A 21,315-nucleotide genomic window follows, 5' to 3' on the forward strand; every position below is an offset into this window, starting at 1 on the left:
TCGCACCTCGCCCCTCTTCGAACAACAGCAGCAAACGGGATGAATGATGGAGTTTACCAGCGGCTTCTTGTTGAGCCTTTCGCTGTGCCTGGACATCGGCGTGGCCAATATCGCGATGATTACCCTGGCCATGCAACGGGGTTATTTCCAGGGCTTCTGCCTGGGCCTGGGGACCTGTGTCGGCGACCTGATCTATGCGCTGTTGGCCCTGGCCGGGATGACCGTGCTGCTGCAATACCAAAGCGTGCGCTGGGTGCTGTGGATCGGCGGTTCGGCCCTGCTGGTGTACTTCGCGGCGAAGATGATCTACGCCGCCCTCCATCACAGCGCGGTGCTGGCCACCGCCGGGGAGGCGGACCAGGGCTCGCCGCGCCGGGAGTTTTTTCGCGGGATCTTCCTGGCCATGTCGTCCCCCAGTGCGATCCTCTGGTTCGCTGCCGTGGGCGGCACCCTGATTGCCCGATCCGGGGGCGGTGGGATTGCCGATTCGGGATTGTTCCTGGCCGGCTTTTTCTGTGCCGGGCTGGTCTGGACCCTGGGCCTGTGCCTGGCCGCGACCCAGGGCGGCAAGCTGCTGGGGGACAAGCTGTTGCGCTATTCCTACCTGGCATCTGCGGCGATCTTCTGCTATTTCGCGGTGTATGTGATTCTATCCGGCTACCAGGAGTTCATCCTTGGTACGGGCGCGGCAGACCTTCCGGCGCTCTGATCCTGGCCTTGGCTATTGGCTTCTATACTTCGTGCCGAACCCATCTTTTCTGCGGCAGGAGTGGCATTCATGGATGAGCAAGAACAGGGCAGAGGCCCAGAACCGCGCTTCGAAAGGGAGCGTTTTTTGCTGATCGCCGGCCTCGGCGAACGATTCACTCCTGCCACTCGCCAGGACATCGGCCTGCTGTGGCAGCGCTTTGTGCCGCACATTGGCAAGGTGCCGGGGCAGGTCGACCGCAAGACCTATGGCATCTGCTGCAACCCCGACGGCCAGGGCGGCTTCGAGTACATCGCCGGGGTCGAGATCAGCAAGCTCGACGATCTGCCCGAGCGCTATCGCTGGATCGAGGTGCAGCCGCAGCACTATGCGGTGTTCGAGCATGGCGGCGCCTTGCAGGACTTGCCCCGGACCTTCGACTACATCTGGAACACCTGGCTGCCCCAGTCGGGTCGAGAGGCCGCCGATGCCCCGGAATTCGAGCGCTACAGCGCCGACTTCAACCCCCAGGCCGGCACCGGGGTACTGGAAATCTGGCTGCCCCTGAAAAGTGAATGACCCCCTCGGGGGCGCTGGCCCGTCCCCGATTCTCCCGCCCCACACCGCCGCAATCTTTACGCCGTCTTAATGCCGCCCCCGGCAATCAGTGCCCGACCTTGATGCGCCCTCACCTAACCTGCGTGGCGCAGAGGAGAGCGGTGGACGAGGCGTTCCCGACTCCCTGCCGGCGCCCGTCGCGGGTGCCCTGACCGGCCGTGCCCGGGTTGTGCTTTGCGCTCCCGGCACCGCCTTTGAGCATTAAGGGGAGAGCTGCCTTGCTGACACTGCCATTCATCTACGGCGCCAGTGGTTTGTGCGCCGTGCTGCTGTTTGCCTACCTGGGTTATGCGCTGATCCGTGCCGAGAAATTCTGATGACCGCACGCAGCAACTGCCACCCACTTTCATTCGCCCGTCCGGGCATCTACCAGAAAGGAAACCAGCCATGTTCGACCTGATCTTCGTGGGCCTGACCCTGGGGTTCTTTGTGTTGACGGCCCTGGTCATCGTCGCCATGGGCAAGATTTGAACGGAGCATCGACATGTTGAGTACTGTGCTGGAATACGCGGTGATCCTCGGCCTGATGACCGGGCTGGCCGCGCTGATGGGCCAATGGCTGGCCCGGGTCTTCAGCGGCCGTGGCCACGCCTTGCCGGAGCGTGCCACCTACCGCCTGCTGGGGATCGACGCGGCTGAAACCATGGGCTGGGCCCGCTATGGCTCGGCCCTGCTGCTGTCCAATGCGGCGATGATGCTGCTGGGCTACCTGCTGCTGCGCCTGCAAGGCAGCACGCCGCTCAACCCCCTGGGGCTGGCGGCGCAGACCCCGGACCTGGCGTTCAACACCGCCGCGTCCTTTATCACCAACACCAACTGGCAGGCGTACTCAGGTGAAAGCAGCCTGTCGAACTTCAGCCAGATGGCAGTGATCACCTTCCTGATGTTCGTCGGCGCTACCGCAGGTATTGTCGCCGCAGCCGGCTTCATTCGCGGCCTGAGCCGTTCCAGCTCGGCGGATATCGGCAACTACTGGGTCGACTTCACCCGCACCCTGTACCGGGTGATGCTGCCGTTGTGCCTGGTCATGGCCCTGGTCTATGTCTGGCAGGGCATGCCCCAGACCCTCAACTCCCAGGCCCTGGCCACCACCCTGGAAGGCGCCCAGCAGCAACTGATCGTCGGCGCCGTGGCCAGTTTCGAGTCGATCAAGCACATCGGCACCAACGGTGGCGGCTTCTTCAGCATGAACGCGGCCCACCCGTTCGAGAATCCGACGCCGCTGACCAACGTCCTGCACATCCTCAGCATGTTGCTGATCCCTTCGGCCCTGACCTACGCCTTCGGCAGCATGCTGCTGCGTCGGCGTCAGGGCTGGGTGTTCTTCGGCACTTTCCTGGTGATGTTCGTCGGCTTCCTGGCGATTGTCTTCACCGCGGAGCAGGGCGGTAACCCGCTGCTGACCCAGGCCGGTGCCGACCAGCAGGTGTCGGAGACCCAGAGCGGCGGCAACATGGAAGGCAAGGAGCTGCGCTTCGGCATTGCCGACACCGCGCTGTTCGTCACCACCACCACCGGCGCCACCACCGGTTCGGTGAATGCCATGCACGACTCGCTGACCCCCATGGGCGGCTTCGTGCCCCTGGCGCAGATGATGCTCAACTGTGTGTTCGGCGGCGACGGCGTGGGCTTTATCAACCTGATCCAGTACGCCCTGCTGACGGTGTTCCTGGTGGGCATGATGATCGGCCGCAGCCCTGAGTTCCTCGGCAAGAAGATCGAGGCCCGGGAGATCAAGCTGGTGATGCTCTCGGTGCTCGCGCACCCGATCTGCATCCTCGGTTTCACCGCCCTGGCGGCACTGTGGCCGGGCACTCTCAATAGTCTCAACAATCTGGGCCCCCATGGCTTCAGCGAGGTGCTCTACGCCTACGCCTCGGGCACCGCCAACAACGGTTCGGCGTTTGCCGGCCTGAACGCCAATACACCGTTCTTCAACACCACCATTGGCCTGGCGATGCTCATGGGGCGCTTCTTCACCATGCTGCCGATGCTGGCCGTGGCCGGCTCCCTGGCGGCGAAAAAGAACATCCCGGCCGGTGCCGGCACCATTCCCACCGCCACCCCGCTGTTCATGTTGCTGGTGGTGTTCGTGGTGCTGGTGGTCGGTGGCCTGACTTTCCTGCCGGCCCTCGCGCTCGGCCCGCTGGTGGAGCAACTGCAGTTGCTCGCCGGCCAGACCTACAAGTAAGGGGTTGTGATGACTACGCAAATGCAAACCCAGGGCGCCACCGCGCTGCTGTTCAAGGGCCTGTTGCGCCCGGTGCTGGTGTCGGCGGTGTTCTTCATGCTGCTCACGGGGCTGGCCTATCCGCTGGTTACCACGGGGTTGGCCAACCTGCTGTTTCCGTTCCAGGCCCAGGGCAGCCTGGTGCAGCGTGATGGCCGGGTCGTGGGCTCGGCGCTGATCGGCCAGGCGTTCGACCGCCCGGAGTATTTCCAGGGCCGCCCGAGCATGACCCTGGGCAGCGATCCGCTGGACCCGAGCAAGAGTGTGCCCCAGCCCTACAACGCCGGGGCCAGTGGCGCCAGCAACCTGGGCCCCACCAGCCAGAAGCTGGTGGACAGCGTGGCCGCGCGGGTCAGCGCCTATCGCCAGCTCAATGGCCTGGCGGCAGACATGCCGGTGCCAGTGGACGCAGTGACCGCCTCGGCCTCCGGCCTGGACCCGCACATCTCCCTGGCCAACGCCCGGCTGCAACTGAACCGGGTGGCCCGCCAGCGGCAAATGGCCGCCGTGGACGTGCTGATGCTGCTGCAGGCGCACAGCGAAAGCCGCACCTTCGGCCTGCTGGGCGAGCCCCGGGTCAATGTGCTGCAACTCAACCTGGCGCTGGATGCCCAAGCGCCCCTGCATTCCTCGCCCGTTGCGGCCAGTGAGTAAGAGACGTCGATCATGAGTAGCAACCCTCGTATAGCGTTGTTCGACCGTGGGCTAGTGCTCACCGCGTGCCTGGATGCCGTGAAGAAACTGCTGCCCCAGGCGCAGTGGAAGAACCCGGTGATGTTCGTGGTCTACCTGGGCAGCCTTCTCACCACCCTGCTGTGGTTCCAGTCCCTGGGCGGCGAGGGTGAGGCCCCCAGCGGCTTTATCCTCAGCATCGCCCTGTGGCTGTGGTTCACCGTGCTGTTTGCCAACTTTGCCGAAGCTCTGGCCGAGGGCCGCAGCCGGGCCCAGGCGGCGAGCCTCAAGGGCATGAAGCGCCAGACCCTGGCCAAGCTGCTGCAACAGCCCCGGCATGGCGCCGCCTGGTTGCCCATGGCCGCCAGCGAACTGCGCAAGGACATGGTGGTGCTGATCGAGGCCGGCGACCTGGTGCCCCTGGACGGCGAGGTCATCGAAGGCGTGGCCACGGTGGACGAAAGCGCCATCACCGGTGAATCGGCGCCGGTGATCCGCGAGGCCGGGGGCGACTTTTCCTCGGTCACCGGCGGCACCCGGGTGCTGTCGGACTGGCTGGTGGTGCGCATCAGCGTCAACCCCGGCGAGTCGTTCCTGGACCGCATGATCTCCATGGTGGAGTCGGCCAAGCGCCAGAAGACTCCCAACGAGGTGGCCCTGACCATTCTCCTGGTGGGCCTGACCCTGCTGTTCCTGCTGGTGATCGTGACCCTGAGCCCGTACTCGATCTTTGCCGTGGCCATGAGCGGCACCGGCAGTGTGATCAGCGCCACGGTGATGGTGGCGCTGCTGGTGTGCCTGATCCCCACCACCATCGGTGGCCTGCTCTCGGCCATCGGTGTGGCGGGCATGAGCCGGATGATGTCGGCCAATGTCATTGCCACCTCCGGCCGCGCCGTGGAAGCGGCGGGGGACGTGGACGTGCTGCTGCTGGACAAGACCGGCACCATCACCCTGGGCAACCGCCAGGCCAGCGCCTTCCTGCCGGCGCCGGGGATCAAGGACAGCGAACTGGCGCAAGCCGCGCAACTGGCTTCCCTGGCGGACGAAACCCCGGAAGGCCGGAGCATCGTGGTGCTGGCCAAGCAACTGTTCGACATCCGTGGGCGTGACCTTCACGCCCTGGGCGCCAGCTTCGTGCAGTTCACCGCCCAGACCCGCATGAGCGGGGTCGACCTGCCCGAGGGCCGGAGCATCCGCAAGGGCGCGGCCGATGCCATCCGCCGGCATATCGAGGCCCAGGGCGGCAGCTTCCCGCCGGCCTTGCAGGCCAAGGTCGATGAAGTCTCGCGCCGTGGCAGCACCCCGCTGGTAGTCAGTGAAGGCGCCCAGGCCCTGGGCGTGGTGGAGCTCAAGGACGTGGTCAAGGGCGGGATCAAGGAGCGCTTCGCCGAGCTGCGGCGCATGGGCATCAAGACCGTGATGATCACCGGCGACAACCGCCTGACCGCGGCGGCCATCGCCGTGGAAGCCGGGGTCGACGATTTCCTCGCCGAAGCGCGGCCCGAGGACAAGCTGCAACTGATCCGCGACTACCAGGCCAAGGGCAAGCTGGTGGCCATGACCGGCGACGGTACCAACGACGCCCCGGCCCTGGCCCAGGCCGACGTGGCGGTGGCCATGAACAGCGGCACCCAGGCGGCCAAGGAAGCCGGCAACATGGTGGACCTGGACAGCAACCCGACCAAGCTGATCGAAGTGGTGGAAGTGGGCAAGCAGATGCTCATGACCCGCGGTGCCCTGACCACCTTCAGCGTGGCCAACGACGTGGCCAAGTATTTTGCTATCGTACCGGCCGCCTTCGTCGCCACTTACCCGCAACTGGCGGCGCTGAACGTGATGCACCTGAACAGCCCGAACTCGGCGATTCTCAGTGCGGTGATCTTCAACGCGCTGATCATCGTGTTCCTCATCCCCCTGGCGCTCAAGGGGGTGAAGTACCGGGCCATTGGCGCCGCGGCGCTGCTCAACCGCAACCTGCTGATCTACGGCCTGGGCGGGGTGCTGGTACCCTTCGCCGGGATCAAGCTGATCGACATGCTGCTGGCCGGCCTCGGCCTGGTCTGACAGGGACTTGCAAGGCGGCGCTCTTTCGAGTGCCGCCTTGTCCACTTAAGGATGCACATGGCTGTTCTCGATGCTGACATGCCGCCCCGCGACGGTCGCCCCGATCCCGATGCGCTGCTGGAAAAACTGCAGCAGGACGAGCAAGCGGCCCAACGGGGCAAACTGCGGATCTATTTCGGTTCCAACGCCGGAGTCGGCAAGACCTGCGCCATGCTCACCGCGGCGCGCAACGAAGTGGCCCAGGGCCGCGACGTGGTGGCCGGGGTGGTGGAAACCCATGGCCGGCGGGAAACCGCCGAGCTGCTGCAAGGGCTGCAAGTGCTGGAGCGCCACCGCCTGATGCACCGCGACTACGCGTTGCCGGAGTTCGACCTGGATGCCGCCCTGGCGCGCCACCCGGCGGTGCTGCTGGTGGACGAGCTGGCCCACAGCAACGTGCCCGGCTCGCGCCATCCCAAGCGCTGGCAGGACGTGGAGGAATTGCTGCGGGCCGGCATCGATGTCTGGACCACCCTCAACGTCCAGCACCTGGAAAGCCTCAACGACATCGTCAGCGGGATCATCGGCATCCGGGTGCGCGAGACGGTGCCCGACCACCTGTTCGACGAAGCCCACGAAGTGCTGGTGATCGACCTGCCGCCGGATGACCTGCTGCGCCGCCTCAAGGACGGCAAGGTCTACCTCGGGCCCCAGGCCGAACGCGCTTCACGGCATTTCTTTCGCAAGGGCAACCTGCTGGCCCTGCGTGAACTGACCCTGCGCCGTACCGCCGACCGGGTCGATGCACAGATGCGCGACTATCGCCGCGAGCGTTCGATCAATGCCTTGTGGCCAGCCCGCGAGCGCTTGCTGGTGGGGATCGCCGGCGACCCGGCGGACGAGCGCCTGGTGCGCGAAGCCGCGCGCCTGGCGCAAAAGCTCGAAGCCGACTGGATGGTGGTGCACGTGGCTTCGGCCCAGCGCCGTGGCGCCGGCGCCGCCCGTTATGCGGCGGCCATGAAGACCCTGGCCCTGGCCGCCGAGTTTGGCGCCGAGACCGCCACTTTGCCCGGCATGGATGTAGCCGAAGCCCTGGTGGCCTGCGCTCGCGAGCACAACGCCAATCGCCTGGTGCTGGGCCATTACCCGCGCAAGGTCTGGCAGTTCTGGCACCAGTCGGTGAGCGACCGCATCAGCCGCCAGCACCCGGAAATCGACCAGATCGTGATCGCCAACGGGCCCTTGAGCCGGCGCCCTGCGCCAGTGGACAAGCCCGAGGCCGGCCTGCCGCCCAGCCGCGCGCCGGCCTACCTGTGGGCGAGCCTGGCGTGCTTTGCCGCCACCGCGGTGGCGGCGCTGCTGCTCAAAGTGTTCGACCCGGCCAACGTGGTCATGCTGTTCCTGCTGACCGTGGTCCTGGTGGCGCTGCGCTACGGGCGGGGGCCCGGCGTCTGGGCGGCGATGCTGGCGGTGCTGTGCTTCGATTTCTTCTTCGTCCAGCCGGTGTGGTCGTTCACGGTCAACGACACCCAGTACTTCTTCACCTTCGCCCTGATGCTGGGGATTGCCCTGATCACCGGCCAGCTCACCGCGCGCCTGCGCCATGAAGCGCGTACCGCGGCCGCGGGCGAGCGTCGTGCCACCTCCCTGGCCGGGCTGGCCCGTGAGCTGTCGGCGGCGTTGACCGAGGAGCAGATCTGCGCCGTGGCCTTGCGTACCTTCAGCGGGGTGTTCGAGGCCCGGGTCGGGCTGGCGTTGCCGGATGCCGAGAACCGGGTGCGGGCGCTGAGCGCCAATACCCTGGCCATTGACGAGAGCATCGCCCAGTGGGCCTATGACCACGACCAACCGGCCGGGCGCGGCACCGATACCCTGGCGGCGGCCAAGGGCTGCTATCTGCCGCTCAAGGCGCCGATGCGGGTGCGTGGCGTGCTGGTGCTTGAAGCCGAGGATGCCGAGCGCCTCAAGGAGCCGGAAGAACAGCGCCTGCTGGAGGCCTGCATGAGCCAGCTGGCGATTGCCCTGGAGCGCGTGCATTACGTCGAGGTGGCCCAGAGCACTGTGCTGCAGATGGAGGGCGAGCGCATGCGCAACACCCTGCTGGCGGCCATTTCCCATGACCTGCGCACGCCGCTGACCACCATCATCGGCGCCGCCGACGCCGCCTTGCCCCACGCTGCGCAGGGCCCGCTCAAGCACCTGCTGGCAGGGATTCACGATCAGGCTTCGTCCATGCAGCGGCTGATCGAGAACCTGCTGGACATGGCGCGCATGCAGGAGCGCGGGGTACGCCTGAATCGCCAGTGGAACTCCCTGGAGGAGATTGTCGGCAGTGCCCTGCGCCAGCTGCGCGAGCCCCTGGCCGGGCATCAATTGCGAGTGGCCATGGCGCCGCAGCTGCCCTTGGTGGAAGTGGACGCGCTGTTGCTGGAGCGGGTGCTGGTGAACCTTCTGGACAACGCCGCCAAGTACACCCCGGCCGGGACCCTGGTGCAGATCAGCGCCCGCCAGGTCGACCAGCAGATCATCCTGCAGGTCAGCGACAGCGGCCCGGGCTGCCCAAAGGGCAGTTCCCCGGCCAGCCTGTTCGAAGCCTTCAGTCGCGGTCAGCAGGAATCCGCCGTGGCTGGCATCGGCCTGGGCCTGGCCCTGGCCAAACGTATCGTCGAGGCCCATGGCGGGCGCATCGAGGCCCAGCCTCATGCCGATGCCGGGCTGAGTTTTGTCATCACCTTGCCGGCGGGTCAGCCGCCTTCCATGGAAACCCTATGAGCAGTGCACGCATCCTGATCGTCGAGGACGAAGCCAATATCCGCCGTTTCGTCGGTATCGCCCTGGAGGACGAAGGTTTCCAGGTGTTCGAGGCCGACAGCGTCAAGCGCGCCCTGATCCATGCCGCCAGCCGCCAGCCGGACCTGGTGATCGTCGACCTGGGCCTGCCGGACGGCGACGGCAAGCAGTTGATCAGCGAGCTGCGCGGCTGGCTGGCGGTGCCGATCCTGGTGCTGTCGGCCCGGGATCGGGAGGACGAGAAAGTCGCCGCCCTGGATGCCGGCGCCGACGACTACCTGGTCAAGCCGTTCGGCGTGCCGGAACTGCTGGCGCGGATTCGCGCGCAACTGCGCCGTCATGGCCAGAGCGGTACGGCGGCCGCTACCAGCAAGGTGGCCTTTGGTGCCATCGAGGTCGACCTGGCCACCCATGAGGTGCGCCGCGAAGGGCTGCCTGTGCACCTCACGCCGATCGAGTACCGCCTGCTCTGCGCGCTGATCCGTGGCCAGAGCCGGGTGCTGACCCATCGCCAGTTGCTGCTGGAAGTCTGGGGCCTGGACTACGTCGACCGCGCCCATTACCTGCGGGTACACATGGCCCATCTGCGGCAGAAGCTGGAGGCCGATCCGGCCCAGCCCCAGCATCTGATCACCGAGTTGCAGGTGGGTTACCGCCTGGTGGGGCTGTGATCCCGGCCCAGGTTTTTTTCGCCGCGGCGCCGTTCGTGGACAAAGTCGATGTACAGGGTGATGCAGCCGAAGGCGGCAATGCCGAACAGCAGTAGAAGGCCGATCTGGATATTGCTCATGGGAAAGCTCCTGGGGGCAGGACGGGGCGGTTCCGGCCCGCTCGGGCCGGCCACCCTGACGTCGGGGAGCTGATAGATAAGCCCTTGGCGCAGGCGTTGCCAGGGCTTATATGAAAGCTTTACGGCGGCCCCTTCGATCCCTATGCAATGCATACGCAGGCTGCACTGTTGATAGAATCGGCGGCCCTTCTCCGACCCCAGGTTGCCGCCCATGACCGCTTCGACTCCGCTGATCCGCACCGTCCTGCCCACCGACCTGGACCGCTGCTTTGCCATCGAGACCCTGGCCTACGAAGGAGACGAGGCCGCGACCCGGGACAAGATCGCCACCCGCATCGCCACCTGGCCCGAAGGTTTCATCGTTGCCGAAGTGCAGGGTGTGGTGGCCGGCTTCATCAACTCCGGCGCTACCTTCGATGTGCAGATGGCCGACGAGGCCTTCAAGGAACTGATCGGCCACGACCCGGCTGGCCCGGAAGTGGTGATCATGTCGGTGGTGGTACACCCGGACTTCCAGGGCCTGGGCCTGTCCCGGCAACTGTTGCAAGCCTTCATCGCGCGCATGCGCGAACTGGGCAAGGCGCGCATCCACCTGATGTGCAAGGAACGCCATGTACCGCTGTACCAGCGCTTTGGTTTTGTCTACATCAAGGCGTCGGAGTCGGACCACGGCGGCATGGCCTGGCACGAGATGGTGCAGTCGCTGTAGAACGGATATCGGGTTTGCAGCAGCGGGCCCGGGGTCAGAACGCCAGCGCCATCCGCCGTTCATAGCCGATCCGGCCCTTGCAGGCTTCGCCGTTTTCCACCCAGCCCAGCTTGCGGTACAGCCTGAGGGCCGGCTGGTTGTCGCTGTCCACCGCCAGGGTCAGGCCCTTGAGTTCGGGCCAGGCCTGGCGGGCGGCCTCAGGCACCGCTTGCAGGCAGGCCTGGCCGAAGCCCCGGCCCTGGTGCCGCCGGTCCACTTGCAGGGCGTGCAGGCTGGCGCTGTCGGCATCGGCCCAGGCCGGCAGGCAGGGCGGGCGCTTGAGCAGCAGGAAGGCCACCGGCCACTCCTCGCTGAGCAGGGCAAAGCCCCTGATCGCTCCCCGCGGCGCGTTGTCGAGGGTGTACAGCGCGCCATGAATGTCCCCGCTAAACGCCTTCTGTCCGGGTAGCACCTCAAGCTCCAGCAAGCGGGCATGCTGGTGGCTGTCGAGCTGTTCGTAAGGCACCAGGCGAGTGGTCACGGGCACGTAGATCCGGTGGGGGGAGGGGGCGGATTCTAGCGATTTTGCCCCGCCGGTAAATTTTTTTATGCGCAGTGTCGATTGCGCGAATGGCCAGACGACTAAGGGTGAACTGAACATTCAACGGCGTGGGTGCAGGGGGTGTTCAGCAGCGGTTCATTCCATTCATGAGGAGTTTCGCCATGCACAATCCATCCAACGAAGCGCAGATCCGCAGCCTGATCGACAACTGGCAACAGGCTGTGATGGCCCGGGATATCCAGCGTATTGTCAGCTACTACGCCGACGACATCACTTCTTTCGACGCGGTCGGTGCCTTGCAATTCAAGGGCAAGGCCGCCTATCGCGAACACTGGGAAGCGTGCATGCAGGTCTGCCCCGGCCCGGGCATTTTCGAGTTCCATCAGTTGCAGGTGCTGGCCGACGAAGAGCTGGCCTTCGCCCACTGGCTGGCTCATTGCGGTGGCACCGATGCCGAGGGCGTGACCAAGGCCTGCTGGATGCGGGTGAGTGCCGCCTACCAGCGCCGTGCGGGCCAATGGCTGGTGGTGCACGAGCACTGGTCGGCGCCGTTCGACATGCTCACCGGGACCACCCAGTTCGACCTGCAACCCTGAGCAACCAGCGGTTCGCCAAAGCGGCGAACAGCGACCATAGTTGCTCAGCCCGAATCCGGAGGTGCCCATGAAATACCTATGCCTGGTCTACAGCGACGAACAGTTGCTGCACAGCCTGCCCGACAGCCCCGAGGATGCCGAGTGCCTGGCCTATGCCGAGTCGGTCCAGGGCAGCGGGCGGATGCTTGCCGCCGAGGCGCTGCAATCGGTGCACACCGCCACCACGGTGCGCATGCGCGGTGGCAAGCTGTCGATCACCGATGGCCCGTTCGCCGAAACCAAGGAACAGTTGGCCGGTTTCTACCTGATCCAGGCCAAGGACTTGAACGAAGCGATCCAGGTGGCCGGGCAGATACCGGCGGCCCGGGTCGGCAGTGTCGAAGTGCGTCCGGTACGTGAATTGAATCCCTGAAAACAACGATAAACAGGAGTTTCGCGATGACTTTCCAGACCACGGGCCGCAAGCCCGCCGAGCATGAACTGTCCATCAGCCGCCTGATCGACGCGCCGCGCAACAAGGTCTTTCGCGCCTGGACCGAGCCGGCCTTGCTGGCGCAATGGTGGGGGCCCCACGGCATGACCACTCCGGAGTGTGAAATGGACCTGTGGGTCGGTGGCCAGTTTCGTACCCTGATGCGCGCCCCGGACGGCAGCGAGTACCCGACCATGGGGGTGTTCCTGGAGATCGCCGCGCCGTCGCGGCTGGTGTTTACCGACGCCTACCTGCCGGGCTGGATCCCCTCGGGCAAGCCGTTCATGACCGCTGAAGTGACCTTCGAGGAGCAGGGCGGCCAGACCCTCTACACTGCCCGCGCCATGCACTGGACCGAGGCCGATCGCAAGGCCCATGAGGCCATGGGCTTTCACGAGGGCTGGGGGCAGAGCCTGGAGCGCCTGGTGGCCCTGGTCACCCGGGACCTGCCGGACTGATGAGCGACCAGCCTCGGGAAGTCATCGCGGCAACGGTGGCGCAGGTCTACCGCGAGCAGTCGCGGCGGATCCTCGCCACCCTGATCCGCCTGCTGGGGGATTTCGACCTGGCCGAGGAGGCGCTGCATGAAGCCTTCTTCGTGGCGGTGGAGCGCTGGCGCAGCGATGGCGTGCCGGACAACCCGCGGGCCTGGCTAGTGTCCGTCGGCCGCTTCAAGGCGATCGACGCCCTGCGTCGCCGGGCGCGCTTCGCGGCGTCACAGGCGGCGCTGCTCAGCCAGCTCGAGCAACTGGAACAGGACGACTGGAGCGCCGAGGACGTGCAAGACGATCGCCTGCGCCTGATCTTCACCTGCTGCCACCCGGCGCTGGCGGCGGATGCCCAGGTACCCCTGACCCTGCGGGAGATCTGCGACCTGAGCACCGAGGAAATCGCCCGGGCCTTTCTGGCCACGCCGGCCACCATCGCCCAGCGCATCGTGCGTGCCAAGGCGAAGATCCGCGATGCGCGGATTCCCTACCAGGTGCCGGCGTTGAGCGAGCTGCCCGAGCGCCTGGAGAGCGTGCTGCGGGTGATCTACCTGGTGTTCAACGAAGGGTATTCGGCCTCCATGGGCGCCGAGCTGACCCGGGAGGACCTGACCCGCGAAGCCATTCGCCTGGGCTACCTGCTGCTGGAACTGTTGCCGGAAGCGGAGGTGATGGGCCTGCTGGCGCTGATGCTGTTGCACGAGTCACGGCGTGGCGCGCGCCTTTCCAGCGACGGCGAGCTGGTCCTGCTGGACGAGCAGGATCGCGGGTTGTGGCAGCAGGATTTGATCGAGCAGGGCTGTGCCCTGGTAGAGCGCGGCTTGCGCAGCGGCCAGGCCGGGCCCTATTGCCTGCAGGCGGCGATTGCCGCGGTGCATGCCGAAGCGCCGAGTGCAGCACAGACCGACTGGCCGCAGATCGTCGGTTTGTATGACGTGCTGCTGCGCCTGCAGCCTTCGCCGGTGATCGAGCTCAACCGTGCCGTGGCCCTGGCCCAGCGTGACGGGCCCGGTGCCGGGCTGGCGCAAGTGGAAGCGATCCTGCTGCGCGGCGACTTGCAGGATTACCACCTGGCCCATGCCGCTCGTGCCGACTTCTGCCGGCAACTGGGGCATATCGCCGCGGCGCGCCAGTCCTACCAGCGGGCCCTGGCCCTGGTCCGGCAAGCCCCCGAGCGGCGCTTCCTCGAACAGCGCCTGGCCCAGCTCCCCCAGTAGCCGCTGCCGAAGGCTGCGACCGAACCCGCCGGGGCGCCAACCTCGCCCCGGCTCAAGCCTGCTGCCGGGTCGCCGCCAGGACGATCTCGCGGATACACACTTGCTGCGGCTGCTGGTAGGCAAAGGCAATGGCCCCGGCCACGTCGTCTGCACTCAGCACCGTACCGCCCATGTCCTGTTTCCAGGCCTGGTAACCGGCCTTGATGGCCTCGTCGGTGGTGTGGCTCAGCAGTTCGGTTTCTACCGCACCGGGGGCGATGGTGATGACCCGCACATTGTGCGGCGCCAGCTCTTCGCGCAGGTTTTCCGAGAGCCCGTGGACCGCGAACTTGGTGCCGACATAGGCCACGTGGTTGGCAAAGGTCTTGCGCCCGGCCACCGAACTGACGTTGATCAGGGTGCCCTGGCGGCGCTCGATCATCCCGGACACCACGGCGTGCACGCCATTGAGCAGCCCCTTGACGTTGACGTCGAGCATGCGCTCCCACTGCTGCGGGTCCTGCCGGCTGATTTCCCCCAGGAGCATGACCCCGGCGTTGTTGATCAGGGCGTCCGCCGGGCCGAACCGCGCTTCGGCCTCCGCCACGGCGGCCAGCAGTGCGGCGCGGTCGGTGATGTCCACCGCGCGGCTCAGGCTGTCGGGCAATTCCAGGGCGTGCAGGCGCTCGACGCGCCGGGCCAGCAGCAGGAGGGGATGGCCGGCCGCCGACAGCAGGCGGGCGGTGGCCTCGCCGATGCCCGAACTGGCGCCGGTGATGATGACGAGAGGCTTGCTCATGGGAGGACTCCAGGAATAAGAAAAATGCATGGCTTTACGGGGCGGGCAGTATATTTAGCCCTCTTGAGGCTGAAAAATGCCTTATTCCTCTGTCTGTCATCGGTATTATCTATGGATGTCCGCCATCTCAAAGCCTTCCTTGCGGTGTTCGAGGAGCGCAACATCACCGCTGCCGCCCAGCGCTTGTGCATCAGCCAGCCGACCTTGTCGGTGACCATCAAACAGCTTGAGGACGAGTTGGGGGCGCAGTTGTTCCTGCGCCAGCCACGGGGTGTTGAAGTCAGCGAGCAGGCGCGGGTGCTGTATCCCCAGGCCCGGCGCATGGTGGCCGAGGCCGAGAGCTTGAGCCGTCTGTTTCGCCAGGACGAAAGCCGTTTGGCGCTGGAGCTGGGAGTAGAAGGTGATATTGCCGACAGCCAGGTCTCCGCTTTCGTACGAATGGCCCAGCAGGCGTTGCCCAACCTGTTGCTGACCTTGCAGGAAGGCTGTGTCGGCGACGCGCGCCTGGCGGTGGAAGAGCTGTGCTGCGAGGACGAATTGTTCCTGCCGTTATGGGAGGAGCCTTATGTGCTGGCGGTGCCGGTGGGGCACAGGCTGCTGGAGCAAGAGCAGCCCCAGCCCCGGGTGGAGGACTGGGTCACTTGCCCGGAGCACGCCTCGCACCAGCGCCTGATGGCGCTCTATGGCGGTGCTGTGCAAGCCCAGGCCGGGCATGCCGGGAGCTTGAAGCAGGCGCTGAACATGGTGGCGGCGGGCCTGGGGGTGGCGATGCTGCCGCTGTCGCTGGTGCAGGGCCGCGAGGGAGTAGAAAGCCGGGCCTTGCACCTGCCGGCGCCCAGCCGGCGGATCGGCTTGTGCTACGCCGTGCAGGCGCTGGAGTCGGCGACCTTGCGCACACTGCATGACTACTTGCGCACCCTGCGGCCAATCGGCTAGCGGGCGGCGCTGACGAGCGCGGTCATTGCAGCATCTGCGCCAGCAACCAGCTGCCCGCCGGCCCTGGCGGGTGCAGGCGCGACCAGAGCGCGTCCACCGCCACGGTGCGCGGCCAGCCACGCACGTTCAGCTCCTGCAACTTGCCCGCGCCAAAACCTTCCACCAGCCAGCGCGGCAGGGGCGCCCAGCCAAAGCCGCCCTGGGCCATCTCCAGCAGCATCAGGTAGCTGGGGGCCGACCAGACCCGGCCCTGGCAGCGGCTGTCGTAGGGGTTGAGCACGGTGGCCAGACGTAATTCACGGTGCTGGCGCAGGCTTTCCTCATCGACCCGGGCCTGCTGCGCCAAGGGATGCTTGCAGGCCACGTAGAGGGAAATCTCACTGCGCTCTTGCATGGTCTTGTGCTCCAGGTCCGCCGGGTAGTCGGCCTGCATCTCGGCAAAGGCGATCTGCGCCCGGCCGCTCTGCACCAGGGCGATCAGGTCTTCGCACTCGGCAATCAGGCATTCCAGCTCGAGGTCCGGGTAACGCTGCTCGAAGGCGCTCAGGCTGCTTTCGAAGCGATCCGACTGGTAGGTGTCCGACAGCGCCACCGTGAGCTTCGCCTCAATGCCCTGGGACAGCTGGCTGGCGGCCATTTCCAGGCGGCTGGTGGCAGCCAGGATTGCTTCGGCACGCTGCAGCAGCACATGCCCGGCCGGGGTCAGGCCGGGCTTGCGGCTGGAACGGTCGAAAAGCTGCACGTCGAGGTCGATCTCCAGGCTGGCCACCGCCGCGCTGATGGTGGACTGGCTCTTGCCCAGCTTGCGCGCGGCAGCGGAAAAGGAACCTTGGGTGGCTGCCTGGACAAACGCCAGGAGCACTTCATGTGAGGCCATGAACTATCGCCCTGCTCGATGGTTATTGATTATGAAGTATCGGCCTTGTCCTGGAAGATCGGCAACACATTCATTCAAGGAGCCGACCATGAGCCTTCAGAAATCCCTTAACGAACGCATCTTCCAGGCGGTAGGTTTTGAACTGCTGGCGGTGCTGATCTGCACCCCGCTGCTGTCCTGGATCATGGACAAGCCCATGGCCGACATGGGCCTGGTGACCATCGGCATCGGCCTGTTGGCCCTGGCCTGGAACGTGGTGTTCAACGGCCTGTTCGACCGGTTGCTCAAGCGCTTGCAGTGGGTCCACAACGGCTGGACCCGGGTCCTGCATGCGTTGATGTTCGAAGGCGGGCTGGTGGCAGTGGGCGTACCGATGATTGCCTGGTGGCTGAACATCAGCCTGCTGCAGGCGTTCATCCTGGACATCGGCGTGCTGCTGTTCTTCCTGCCGTACACCTATGTCTATCACTGGGTCTACGACGTGCTGCGGGACAAGTGGCTGCAACAGCGCCTGGCTCACTGAGCCGGTTTCAGGGCGCCGGGTGCCGCCCTTCGATGGCAGCCAGATAGGCTTCCAGCGCCAGCGGCACTTCTTCGAGCAGCAGCTGGCTCTTGAACTCGGGGTGTTCCAGGGCCAGCTGGAACAGGCCAATGGGCAGGCCGAGCATGGCCATGGCGTAGGCCTCGCGCTCGGCGGCACTGGCCCGGGGAAGGCGCAGCGCCAGGACCTGGCGATAGACGCTCTTGATCTGCAGGCGCAGGTCCGGGGCCTGCAACTGGCCCATGGCAAACCCCGGGTTGATCATCAGCAGCAGGTCGGGGTGCTGCTCCAGGTATTCGAGGATCGGCAACACCATGCGCTCTATCACTTGCCGGCCACTGGACCCCGTCCAGACCTGCGGAGCAACCGCCAGCAGGTCGCTGGTGATGGTGCTCAGGGCTTCGATGTGGCGCTGGCCCAGGGCTTCGAGCACTTGCTGCTTGTCACTGAAAAAATGATAGAGCGAACCGATGGAGGTACCGGCCAGCCGGGCGATGCCGTGCATGGTCAGGTTCGCCGCCCCCTGGCTGGGCAGTAGACGGGCACAAGCGTCGAGGATCGCCATCACCCGTTCGTGGCCACGGGACTGTTTGGGGGCTCGGTGGGGAGCGGCGGGGGAGGGAATGGATTCGGTCATGGTCAGCGAAATGTCCGGGGGCGCCTATTATGGCGTAGAGCGTGGGGTGCAGTCCTAGAGAAAACTAGACACCATCCTCTACTTTTGCAGAAAATACCCGGCTTCGGGTTCCGTTCAGTGAACCTGCTGTCCTCCTGACTATCTGAAGGCCATGACTATTTCCCGCAACTGGATCATCTGCGAACACTGCGATTCGTTGTACGAGTCCGTGCCGCTCGGCAAAGGCCAGACGGCCCAGTGCTCGCGCTGTGGCGCGGTACTGGCCCGTGCCCGTTGGCTGAGTGTGCAGCAGCTGTTGGCCCTGTCGATCACCGCCGGGTTGTTGTTCGTCTTCGCCAATCTGTTTCCGGTGATCAAGATCAGCCTCGAAGGCCTGAGCAACGAGGCAACCCTCTGGCAATCGGTGGAGGCCCTGGCCCAGGGCCGCATCAGCCTGATTGCCGCGATCACCGGCCTGACCATCATTCTCGCGCCCTGCCTGCAGATCATCCTGCTGTGCTGGGTGCTGGGGTTTGCCAATGTGGGGCGCGCCGCGCCCGGCTTCAAGGCCAGCATGCGCGCTCTGGAGCACCTGCGGCCCTGGAGCATGCTGGAGGTGTGCCTGCTGGGGATCCTGGTGGCCATCGTCAAGCTGGCGGGGATGCTCGATGTGCACCCGGGGCTGGGGCTATGGGCCCTGGCGATGCTCACGGTGCTGATCATCCTGATTTCCGGCAAGGACATCCGCTACCTCTGGGATGACCTGGAGGGCCGCTACTGATGAGCGCTCCGCCCTACGCCCGGGACCACCAATTGATGCTGTGCCACACCTGCGGCCAGGTCTGCCAGGCGTCCGAGCATCAATGCCCGCGCTGCGATGCGCCGGTGCATGCGCGCAAGCCCAACAGCCTGGCGCGCACCTGGGCCTTTCTCCTGGCCAGCCTGATCTTCTACATTCCGGCCAACCTGCTGCCGGTGATGCACACCAGCATCTTTGGCAGCGCCAGTGAAAACACCATCATGAGTGGCGTGGTGGAGTTCTGGAAACACGGTTCCTGGGACATCGCCCTGCTGATCTTCATCGCCAGCGTGGTGGTGCCCTGCAGCAAGTTCTTTGTCCTCGGCACCCTGCTGGTGACCTGCCAGCGCCGCAGCCTCTGGGCCCAGCGCGAGCGGGCCAAGCTCTATCGTTTCATCGAGCTGATCGGCTACTGGTCGATGCTCGACGTGCTGGTGGTGGCCCTGGTGGCGGCCCTGGTGCAGTTTCGCGCCCTGAGTTCGATCGACCCGCGCATGGGTATTCTGTTTTTTGGTTTGGTGGTGGTGCTGACGATGTTGGCGGCCATGAGTTTCGATCCCCGGCTTATCTGGGACGCAGAGGTTGAAGATGTCTGATCATCCAGGTTCCAACGCAGCAAATCCCCCGCCCGTTCCTGGCGCTCCGGCGCTGCGCACGCGGCGTTTCAATGTCTCGCTGGTGTGGCTGGTGCCGATTGTCGCGGCCCTGGTGGGGCTGTCGATGGTGGTGCACAACTCACTCTCGGCGGGGCCGGAAATCAGCATCAGCTTCCAGACCGCCGAAGGCCTGGAAGCCAACAAGACCCAGGTCAAGTACAAGAACGTGGTGATCGGCAAGGTGACCTCCATCGCCCTGAGCGACGACCGCAAGAAGGTGGTGGCCAAGGTCGAGCTGGACCAGTCCGCCGAACCCTTCACCGCCGACGATTCGCTGTTCTGGGTGGTGCGCCCGCGAATCGGCGCCAATGGCATTTCCGGGGTCGACACCCTGCTTTCCGGGGCCTTTATCGGCGCCGACGCCGGCAAGTCGGAAAAACGCAAGGACAGCTTCAAGGGCCTGGAAACCCCGCCGCCCATCACCTATGGGCAGAAGGGCAAGCGCTTTACCCTGCACACCGACGACCTGGGCTCGCTGGACATCGGCTCGCCGGTCTATTACCGGCGCATCGAGGTGGGGCAGGTGGTGTCCTACCAGTTGGCCAACAGCGGCAAGGGCGTGGACGTGAAGATCTTCGTCAACTCGCCCAACGATAAGTACGTCACCACCGACACCCGTTTCTGGAACGCCAGCGGCGTCGACGTGACCCTCGGCGCCAACGGTTTGAAGGTCAACACCGAGTCGGTGTCGTCGATCCTCGCCGGCGGCATTGCCTTCGTCGAACCCAAGTACAGCCCCAACGCCAAGCCGGCTGACGAGAACGCCGAGTACACCCTGTTCGGCGACCAGGACACCGCCCTGGCGCCGCCCGACGGCGCGCCCTATTACATTCGCATGCGCTTCGACCAGGCCTTGCGCGGCCTGTCGGTGAATGCCCCGGTGGAGTTCCTCGGGGTGAACATCGGCAAGGTGGTGTCCATGGACCTGGACTACGACGAGCAGCGCAAGTATTTCCCGACCCTGGTAGGGGCGGTGATCTATCCCGAGCGTCTGGGCAAGGCCCATGAAAAACTGGTGAAGCAGACTGGCGGCGAAGACGACGCCCGCTCGGCGAAACTGATCGGCGCCTTCGTCAAGAATGGCCTGCGCGCCCAGCCCCGCAGCGGCAACCTGTTGACCGGCCAGCTGTACATCTCCCTGGACTTTGTCACCAACGCCAAGCCGGTGGCCTATGACGCTACCGCACGGCCCCTGGAGATTCCCACTGTGCCTGGCAGCATGGACAAGTTGCAGGAGCAGTTGCAGGCCGTGGTGGACAAGATCAGCAAGCTGCCGATCGACTCCATTGCCGCCAACCTCAATGGCAGCCTGGCGGAGATGCAGAAGACCCTCAAACAGGTCAACGGCGAAGTGCTGCCACAGATGCGCGACACCCTGGAGCAATCCAAGAAGACCCTGGCCAGCGCCAACGAGAGTTTCTCCGAAGACTCGCCGCAGCGGCAGAAACTCGGCCAGGCCATGGAGGAAGTGCAGCGCACCGCGCGTTCGGTGCGGGTGCTCAGCGATTTCCTCGGGCGTCATCCTGAAGCGCTGATCCGCGGGCGCCTCAAAGACAATCAACCGGATGCCTACCAGTCGCCATCCTCCTCTGTTCGCGAATCCGTACCGGAAGCCCAGCCATGAAAACCCGTGCCCTGTTGCTCTGCCTGACCCTGGGACTTGCCGCCTGCAGCTCCGCGCCCACCCATTACTACACCCTGCTGCCACCGGTGGCCGAAGGCAGCAGTGCGGCCCGCACCGGGGGCCCGCAGTTCGAAATGTCCACGGTGCGGATTCCGGTCCAGGTGGACCAGCCGCAACTGGTGGTGCGCCAGGACAGCGGCACCCTGGCGATCCTCGAAACCCAGCGCTGGAGCGCGCCGCTGGTGGATGAGTTCCACGACGCCCTGGCCAGCCAGATGGAGCAGAAGCTGGGTACCCGCAACCTTGAAGGCCTGCCCAAGCAGCCCGGGCGCCCGGTGCTGTCGTTGCAGACCGATGTGCGGCGCTTCGAGTCCCTGCCCGGGCGCTATGCACTGATCGATGTGGTCTGGAGCCTGCGCCAGCGGGGTGAGGGCGGCCCGGCCCGCAGCCTGACCTGCAGCAGCCAGATCCGCCAACCGGCGGGTGTGGAACTGAACAGCCTGGTCCAGGCCCATCAACAGGCCATCGCCCAGTTGGCCGGGCAGGTCGCCGCCGCCGCGCAACGCTGGACCTGCCCCTGACTAGGTTTGTGTAGCCGCTGCCGCAGGCTGCGAACGTCTCCGTAGGAGAC

General features: G+C 65.6%; 25 protein-coding genes. 20 read left to right on the top strand and 5 right to left on the bottom strand.

Annotation, left to right across the window (positions count from 1 at the left end; genetic code table 11):
• The first annotated feature begins 46 nt into the window (after positions 1 to 46).
• The 9 genes from AC07R1_RS21030 (at position 47) to AC07R1_RS21070 (ending at position 9,715) form a co-directional block, all read left to right on the top strand.
• Positions 47 to 709, top strand: coding sequence for a LysE family translocator (locus AC07R1_RS21030; protein ID WP_011062831.1), 663 nt, complete (start codon positions 47 to 49; stop codon positions 707 to 709).
• A gap of 69 nt (positions 710 to 778) precedes the next feature.
• The gene (locus tag AC07R1_RS21035) at positions 779 to 1,267 is read left to right on the top strand and encodes a GyrI-like domain-containing protein (protein ID WP_011062830.1); all 489 of its coding nucleotides are present in this window, start codon (positions 779 to 781) and stop codon (positions 1,265 to 1,267) included.
• A gap of 257 nt (positions 1,268 to 1,524) precedes the next feature.
• Positions 1,525 to 1,623 carry a K(+)-transporting ATPase subunit F gene (kdpF, locus tag AC07R1_RS21040; RefSeq protein WP_019093583.1) on the top strand — a complete coding sequence of 33 codons (99 nt, stop codon included), beginning with the start codon at positions 1,525 to 1,527 and terminating at the stop codon, positions 1,621 to 1,623.
• Positions 1,607 to 1,777, top strand: a complete 171-nt coding sequence (locus tag AC07R1_RS21045; RefSeq protein WP_011062828.1) for a hypothetical protein — start codon at positions 1,607 to 1,609, stop codon at positions 1,775 to 1,777. The genes kdpF and AC07R1_RS21045 overlap by 17 nt, the downstream gene beginning before the upstream one ends.
• A 13-nt stretch (positions 1,778 to 1,790) precedes the next feature.
• A complete protein-coding gene (gene kdpA, locus AC07R1_RS21050) occupies positions 1,791 to 3,497 on the top strand; it encodes a potassium-transporting ATPase subunit KdpA (protein ID WP_495110908.1) in 1,707 nt (568 codons plus the stop codon).
• Positions 3,498 to 3,506: 9 nt separating this feature from the next.
• Positions 3,507 to 4,190: a potassium-transporting ATPase subunit KdpC gene (kdpC, locus tag AC07R1_RS21055; RefSeq protein WP_015636717.1), complete on the top strand. Its 684-nt coding sequence runs from the start codon at positions 3,507 to 3,509 to the stop codon at positions 4,188 to 4,190.
• 12 nt (positions 4,191 to 4,202) lie between these two features.
• Positions 4,203 to 6,275 carry a potassium-transporting ATPase subunit KdpB gene (gene kdpB / locus AC07R1_RS21060; protein ID WP_236184079.1) on the top strand — a complete coding sequence of 691 codons (2,073 nt, stop codon included), beginning with the start codon at positions 4,203 to 4,205 and terminating at the stop codon, positions 6,273 to 6,275.
• Between the two features lie 78 nt (positions 6,276 to 6,353).
• A complete protein-coding gene (locus tag AC07R1_RS21065; RefSeq protein WP_019093585.1) occupies positions 6,354 to 9,026 on the top strand; it encodes a DUF4118 domain-containing protein in 2,673 nt (890 codons plus the stop codon).
• Positions 9,023 to 9,715 carry a response regulator gene (locus tag AC07R1_RS21070; protein ID WP_011062823.1) on the top strand — a complete coding sequence of 231 codons (693 nt, stop codon included), beginning with the start codon at positions 9,023 to 9,025 and terminating at the stop codon, positions 9,713 to 9,715. Before AC07R1_RS21065 ends, AC07R1_RS21070 begins: the two co-directional genes overlap by 4 nt.
• Here AC07R1_RS21070 and AC07R1_RS21075 read toward each other — a convergent pair.
• On the bottom strand, positions 9,694 to 9,834 hold the full coding sequence (locus AC07R1_RS21075) for a hypothetical protein (protein ID WP_495110909.1): 141 nt from the start codon (positions 9,832 to 9,834) through the stop codon (positions 9,694 to 9,696). The two genes, AC07R1_RS21070 and AC07R1_RS21075, sit on opposite strands and share 22 nt — an antisense overlap.
• A 211-nt stretch (positions 9,835 to 10,045) precedes the next feature.
• On the opposite strand from AC07R1_RS21075, the gene AC07R1_RS21080 reads away from it, so the two are divergent.
• Positions 10,046 to 10,543, top strand: coding sequence for a GNAT family N-acetyltransferase (locus tag AC07R1_RS21080; protein ID WP_072450738.1), 498 nt, complete (start codon positions 10,046 to 10,048; stop codon positions 10,541 to 10,543).
• A gap of 34 nt (positions 10,544 to 10,577) precedes the next feature.
• Here AC07R1_RS21080 and AC07R1_RS21085 read toward each other — a convergent pair whose 3' ends face one another.
• Positions 10,578 to 11,063 (bottom strand): GNAT family N-acetyltransferase, encoded by a 486-nt coding sequence (locus tag AC07R1_RS21085; RefSeq protein WP_011062821.1) that lies wholly within the window; start codon positions 11,061 to 11,063, stop codon positions 10,578 to 10,580.
• A gap of 182 nt (positions 11,064 to 11,245) precedes the next feature.
• On the opposite strand from AC07R1_RS21085, the gene AC07R1_RS21090 reads away from it, so the two are divergent.
• From AC07R1_RS21090 to AC07R1_RS21105, 4 genes are all read left to right on the top strand, one after another.
• Positions 11,246 to 11,680, top strand: a complete 435-nt coding sequence (locus AC07R1_RS21090; protein WP_072442730.1) for a YybH family protein — start codon at positions 11,246 to 11,248, stop codon at positions 11,678 to 11,680.
• Positions 11,681 to 11,747: 67 nt separating this feature from the next.
• A complete protein-coding gene (locus tag AC07R1_RS21095) occupies positions 11,748 to 12,092 on the top strand; it encodes a YciI family protein (protein ID WP_011062819.1) in 345 nt (114 codons plus the stop codon).
• A gap of 26 nt (positions 12,093 to 12,118) precedes the next feature.
• Complete coding sequence (locus AC07R1_RS21100) at positions 12,119 to 12,610, top strand: SRPBCC family protein (RefSeq protein ID WP_495110910.1); 492 nt, start codon at positions 12,119 to 12,121, stop codon at positions 12,608 to 12,610.
• A complete protein-coding gene (locus AC07R1_RS21105) occupies positions 12,610 to 13,857 on the top strand; it encodes an RNA polymerase sigma factor (RefSeq protein ID WP_011062817.1) in 1,248 nt (415 codons plus the stop codon). The genes AC07R1_RS21100 and AC07R1_RS21105 overlap by 1 nt, the downstream gene beginning before the upstream one ends.
• 52 nt (positions 13,858 to 13,909) lie before the next feature.
• Here the strand turns inward: AC07R1_RS21105 and AC07R1_RS21110 are convergent, their stop codons facing one another.
• Positions 13,910 to 14,635 carry an SDR family oxidoreductase gene (locus tag AC07R1_RS21110; protein WP_011062816.1) on the bottom strand — a complete coding sequence of 242 codons (726 nt, stop codon included), beginning with the start codon at positions 14,633 to 14,635 and terminating at the stop codon, positions 13,910 to 13,912.
• A 111-nt stretch (positions 14,636 to 14,746) separates the two neighbouring features.
• Here AC07R1_RS21110 and AC07R1_RS21115 point away from each other — a divergent pair, with 111 nt between their 5' ends.
• Positions 14,747 to 15,571, top strand: a complete 825-nt coding sequence (locus tag AC07R1_RS21115) for a LysR family transcriptional regulator (RefSeq protein WP_011062815.1) — start codon at positions 14,747 to 14,749, stop codon at positions 15,569 to 15,571.
• Between the two features lie 22 nt (positions 15,572 to 15,593).
• Here AC07R1_RS21115 and AC07R1_RS21120 read toward each other — a convergent pair whose 3' ends face one another.
• Positions 15,594 to 16,448, bottom strand: a complete 855-nt coding sequence (locus AC07R1_RS21120; RefSeq protein ID WP_015636709.1) for a LysR family transcriptional regulator — start codon at positions 16,446 to 16,448, stop codon at positions 15,594 to 15,596.
• A gap of 88 nt (positions 16,449 to 16,536) precedes the next feature.
• Between AC07R1_RS21120 and AC07R1_RS21125 the strand changes: the two genes are divergently transcribed.
• Positions 16,537 to 16,971 carry a multidrug/biocide efflux PACE transporter gene (locus AC07R1_RS21125; RefSeq protein WP_011062813.1) on the top strand — a complete coding sequence of 145 codons (435 nt, stop codon included), beginning with the start codon at positions 16,537 to 16,539 and terminating at the stop codon, positions 16,969 to 16,971.
• A 7-nt stretch (positions 16,972 to 16,978) separates the two neighbouring features.
• On the opposite strand, the gene AC07R1_RS21130 is transcribed toward AC07R1_RS21125, so the two are convergent.
• Entirely contained in the window at positions 16,979 to 17,626 is a 648-nt protein-coding gene (locus AC07R1_RS21130; RefSeq protein WP_495110911.1) for a TetR/AcrR family transcriptional regulator, read from the bottom strand.
• 151 nt (positions 17,627 to 17,777) lie between these two features.
• Here AC07R1_RS21130 and AC07R1_RS21135 point away from each other — a divergent pair, with 151 nt between their 5' ends.
• From AC07R1_RS21135 to AC07R1_RS21150, 4 genes are read left to right on the top strand one after another with little or no spacing between them, the layout of a single operon-like run.
• Positions 17,778 to 18,386, top strand: coding sequence for a paraquat-inducible protein A (locus tag AC07R1_RS21135; protein ID WP_015636707.1), 609 nt, complete (start codon positions 17,778 to 17,780; stop codon positions 18,384 to 18,386).
• The gene (locus AC07R1_RS21140; protein WP_011062811.1) at positions 18,386 to 19,000 is read left to right on the top strand and encodes a paraquat-inducible protein A; all 615 of its coding nucleotides are present in this window, start codon (positions 18,386 to 18,388) and stop codon (positions 18,998 to 19,000) included. Before AC07R1_RS21135 ends, AC07R1_RS21140 begins: the two co-directional genes overlap by 1 nt.
• The gene (locus AC07R1_RS21145) at positions 18,993 to 20,684 is read left to right on the top strand and encodes a PqiB family protein (protein WP_015636705.1); all 1,692 of its coding nucleotides are present in this window, start codon (positions 18,993 to 18,995) and stop codon (positions 20,682 to 20,684) included. The genes AC07R1_RS21140 and AC07R1_RS21145 overlap by 8 nt, the downstream gene beginning before the upstream one ends.
• Positions 20,681 to 21,265, top strand: a complete 585-nt coding sequence (locus AC07R1_RS21150; protein WP_011062809.1) for a PqiC family protein — start codon at positions 20,681 to 20,683, stop codon at positions 21,263 to 21,265. Before AC07R1_RS21145 ends, AC07R1_RS21150 begins: the two co-directional genes overlap by 4 nt.
• Positions 21,266 to 21,315: the final 50 nt, after the last annotated feature.

The sequence above is a fragment of the Pseudomonas sp. GW821-FHT07F01 genome, assembly GCF_059418825.1.

Coding starts and splice junctions, on each gene's coding strand:
- AC07R1_RS21090 (WP_072442730.1), top strand. CDS start 11,246: ATGCACAATCCATCCAACGAAGCGCAGATCCGCAGCCTGATCGACAAC.
- AC07R1_RS21070 (WP_011062823.1), top strand. CDS start 9,023: ATGAGCAGTGCACGCATCCTGATCGTCGAGGACGAAGCCAATATCCGC.
- AC07R1_RS21120 (WP_015636709.1), bottom strand. CDS start 16,448: ATGGCCTCACATGAAGTGCTCCTGGCGTTTGTCCAGGCAGCCACCCAA.
- kdpC (WP_015636717.1), top strand. CDS start 3,507: ATGACTACGCAAATGCAAACCCAGGGCGCCACCGCGCTGCTGTTCAAG.
- AC07R1_RS21145 (WP_015636705.1), top strand. CDS start 18,993: ATGTCTGATCATCCAGGTTCCAACGCAGCAAATCCCCCGCCCGTTCCT.
- AC07R1_RS21105 (WP_011062817.1), top strand. CDS start 12,610: ATGAGCGACCAGCCTCGGGAAGTCATCGCGGCAACGGTGGCGCAGGTC.
- AC07R1_RS21075 (WP_495110909.1), bottom strand. CDS start 9,834: ATGAGCAATATCCAGATCGGCCTTCTACTGCTGTTCGGCATTGCCGCC.
- AC07R1_RS21035 (WP_011062830.1), top strand. CDS start 779: ATGGATGAGCAAGAACAGGGCAGAGGCCCAGAACCGCGCTTCGAAAGG.
- AC07R1_RS21100 (WP_495110910.1), top strand. CDS start 12,119: ATGACTTTCCAGACCACGGGCCGCAAGCCCGCCGAGCATGAACTGTCC.
- AC07R1_RS21125 (WP_011062813.1), top strand. CDS start 16,537: ATGAGCCTTCAGAAATCCCTTAACGAACGCATCTTCCAGGCGGTAGGT.
- AC07R1_RS21150 (WP_011062809.1), top strand. CDS start 20,681: ATGAAAACCCGTGCCCTGTTGCTCTGCCTGACCCTGGGACTTGCCGCC.
- AC07R1_RS21110 (WP_011062816.1), bottom strand. CDS start 14,635: ATGAGCAAGCCTCTCGTCATCATCACCGGCGCCAGTTCGGGCATCGGC.
- AC07R1_RS21065 (WP_019093585.1), top strand. CDS start 6,354: ATGCCGCCCCGCGACGGTCGCCCCGATCCCGATGCGCTGCTGGAAAAA.
- kdpB (WP_236184079.1), top strand. CDS start 4,203: ATGAGTAGCAACCCTCGTATAGCGTTGTTCGACCGTGGGCTAGTGCTC.
- AC07R1_RS21030 (WP_011062831.1), top strand. CDS start 47: ATGGAGTTTACCAGCGGCTTCTTGTTGAGCCTTTCGCTGTGCCTGGAC.
- AC07R1_RS21080 (WP_072450738.1), top strand. CDS start 10,046: ATGACCGCTTCGACTCCGCTGATCCGCACCGTCCTGCCCACCGACCTG.
- AC07R1_RS21130 (WP_495110911.1), bottom strand. CDS start 17,626: ATGACCGAATCCATTCCCTCCCCCGCCGCTCCCCACCGAGCCCCCAAA.
- kdpA (WP_495110908.1), top strand. CDS start 1,791: ATGTTGAGTACTGTGCTGGAATACGCGGTGATCCTCGGCCTGATGACC.
- AC07R1_RS21115 (WP_011062815.1), top strand. CDS start 14,747: ATGGATGTCCGCCATCTCAAAGCCTTCCTTGCGGTGTTCGAGGAGCGC.
- AC07R1_RS21140 (WP_011062811.1), top strand. CDS start 18,386: ATGAGCGCTCCGCCCTACGCCCGGGACCACCAATTGATGCTGTGCCAC.
- AC07R1_RS21135 (WP_015636707.1), top strand. CDS start 17,778: ATGACTATTTCCCGCAACTGGATCATCTGCGAACACTGCGATTCGTTG.
- AC07R1_RS21095 (WP_011062819.1), top strand. CDS start 11,748: ATGAAATACCTATGCCTGGTCTACAGCGACGAACAGTTGCTGCACAGC.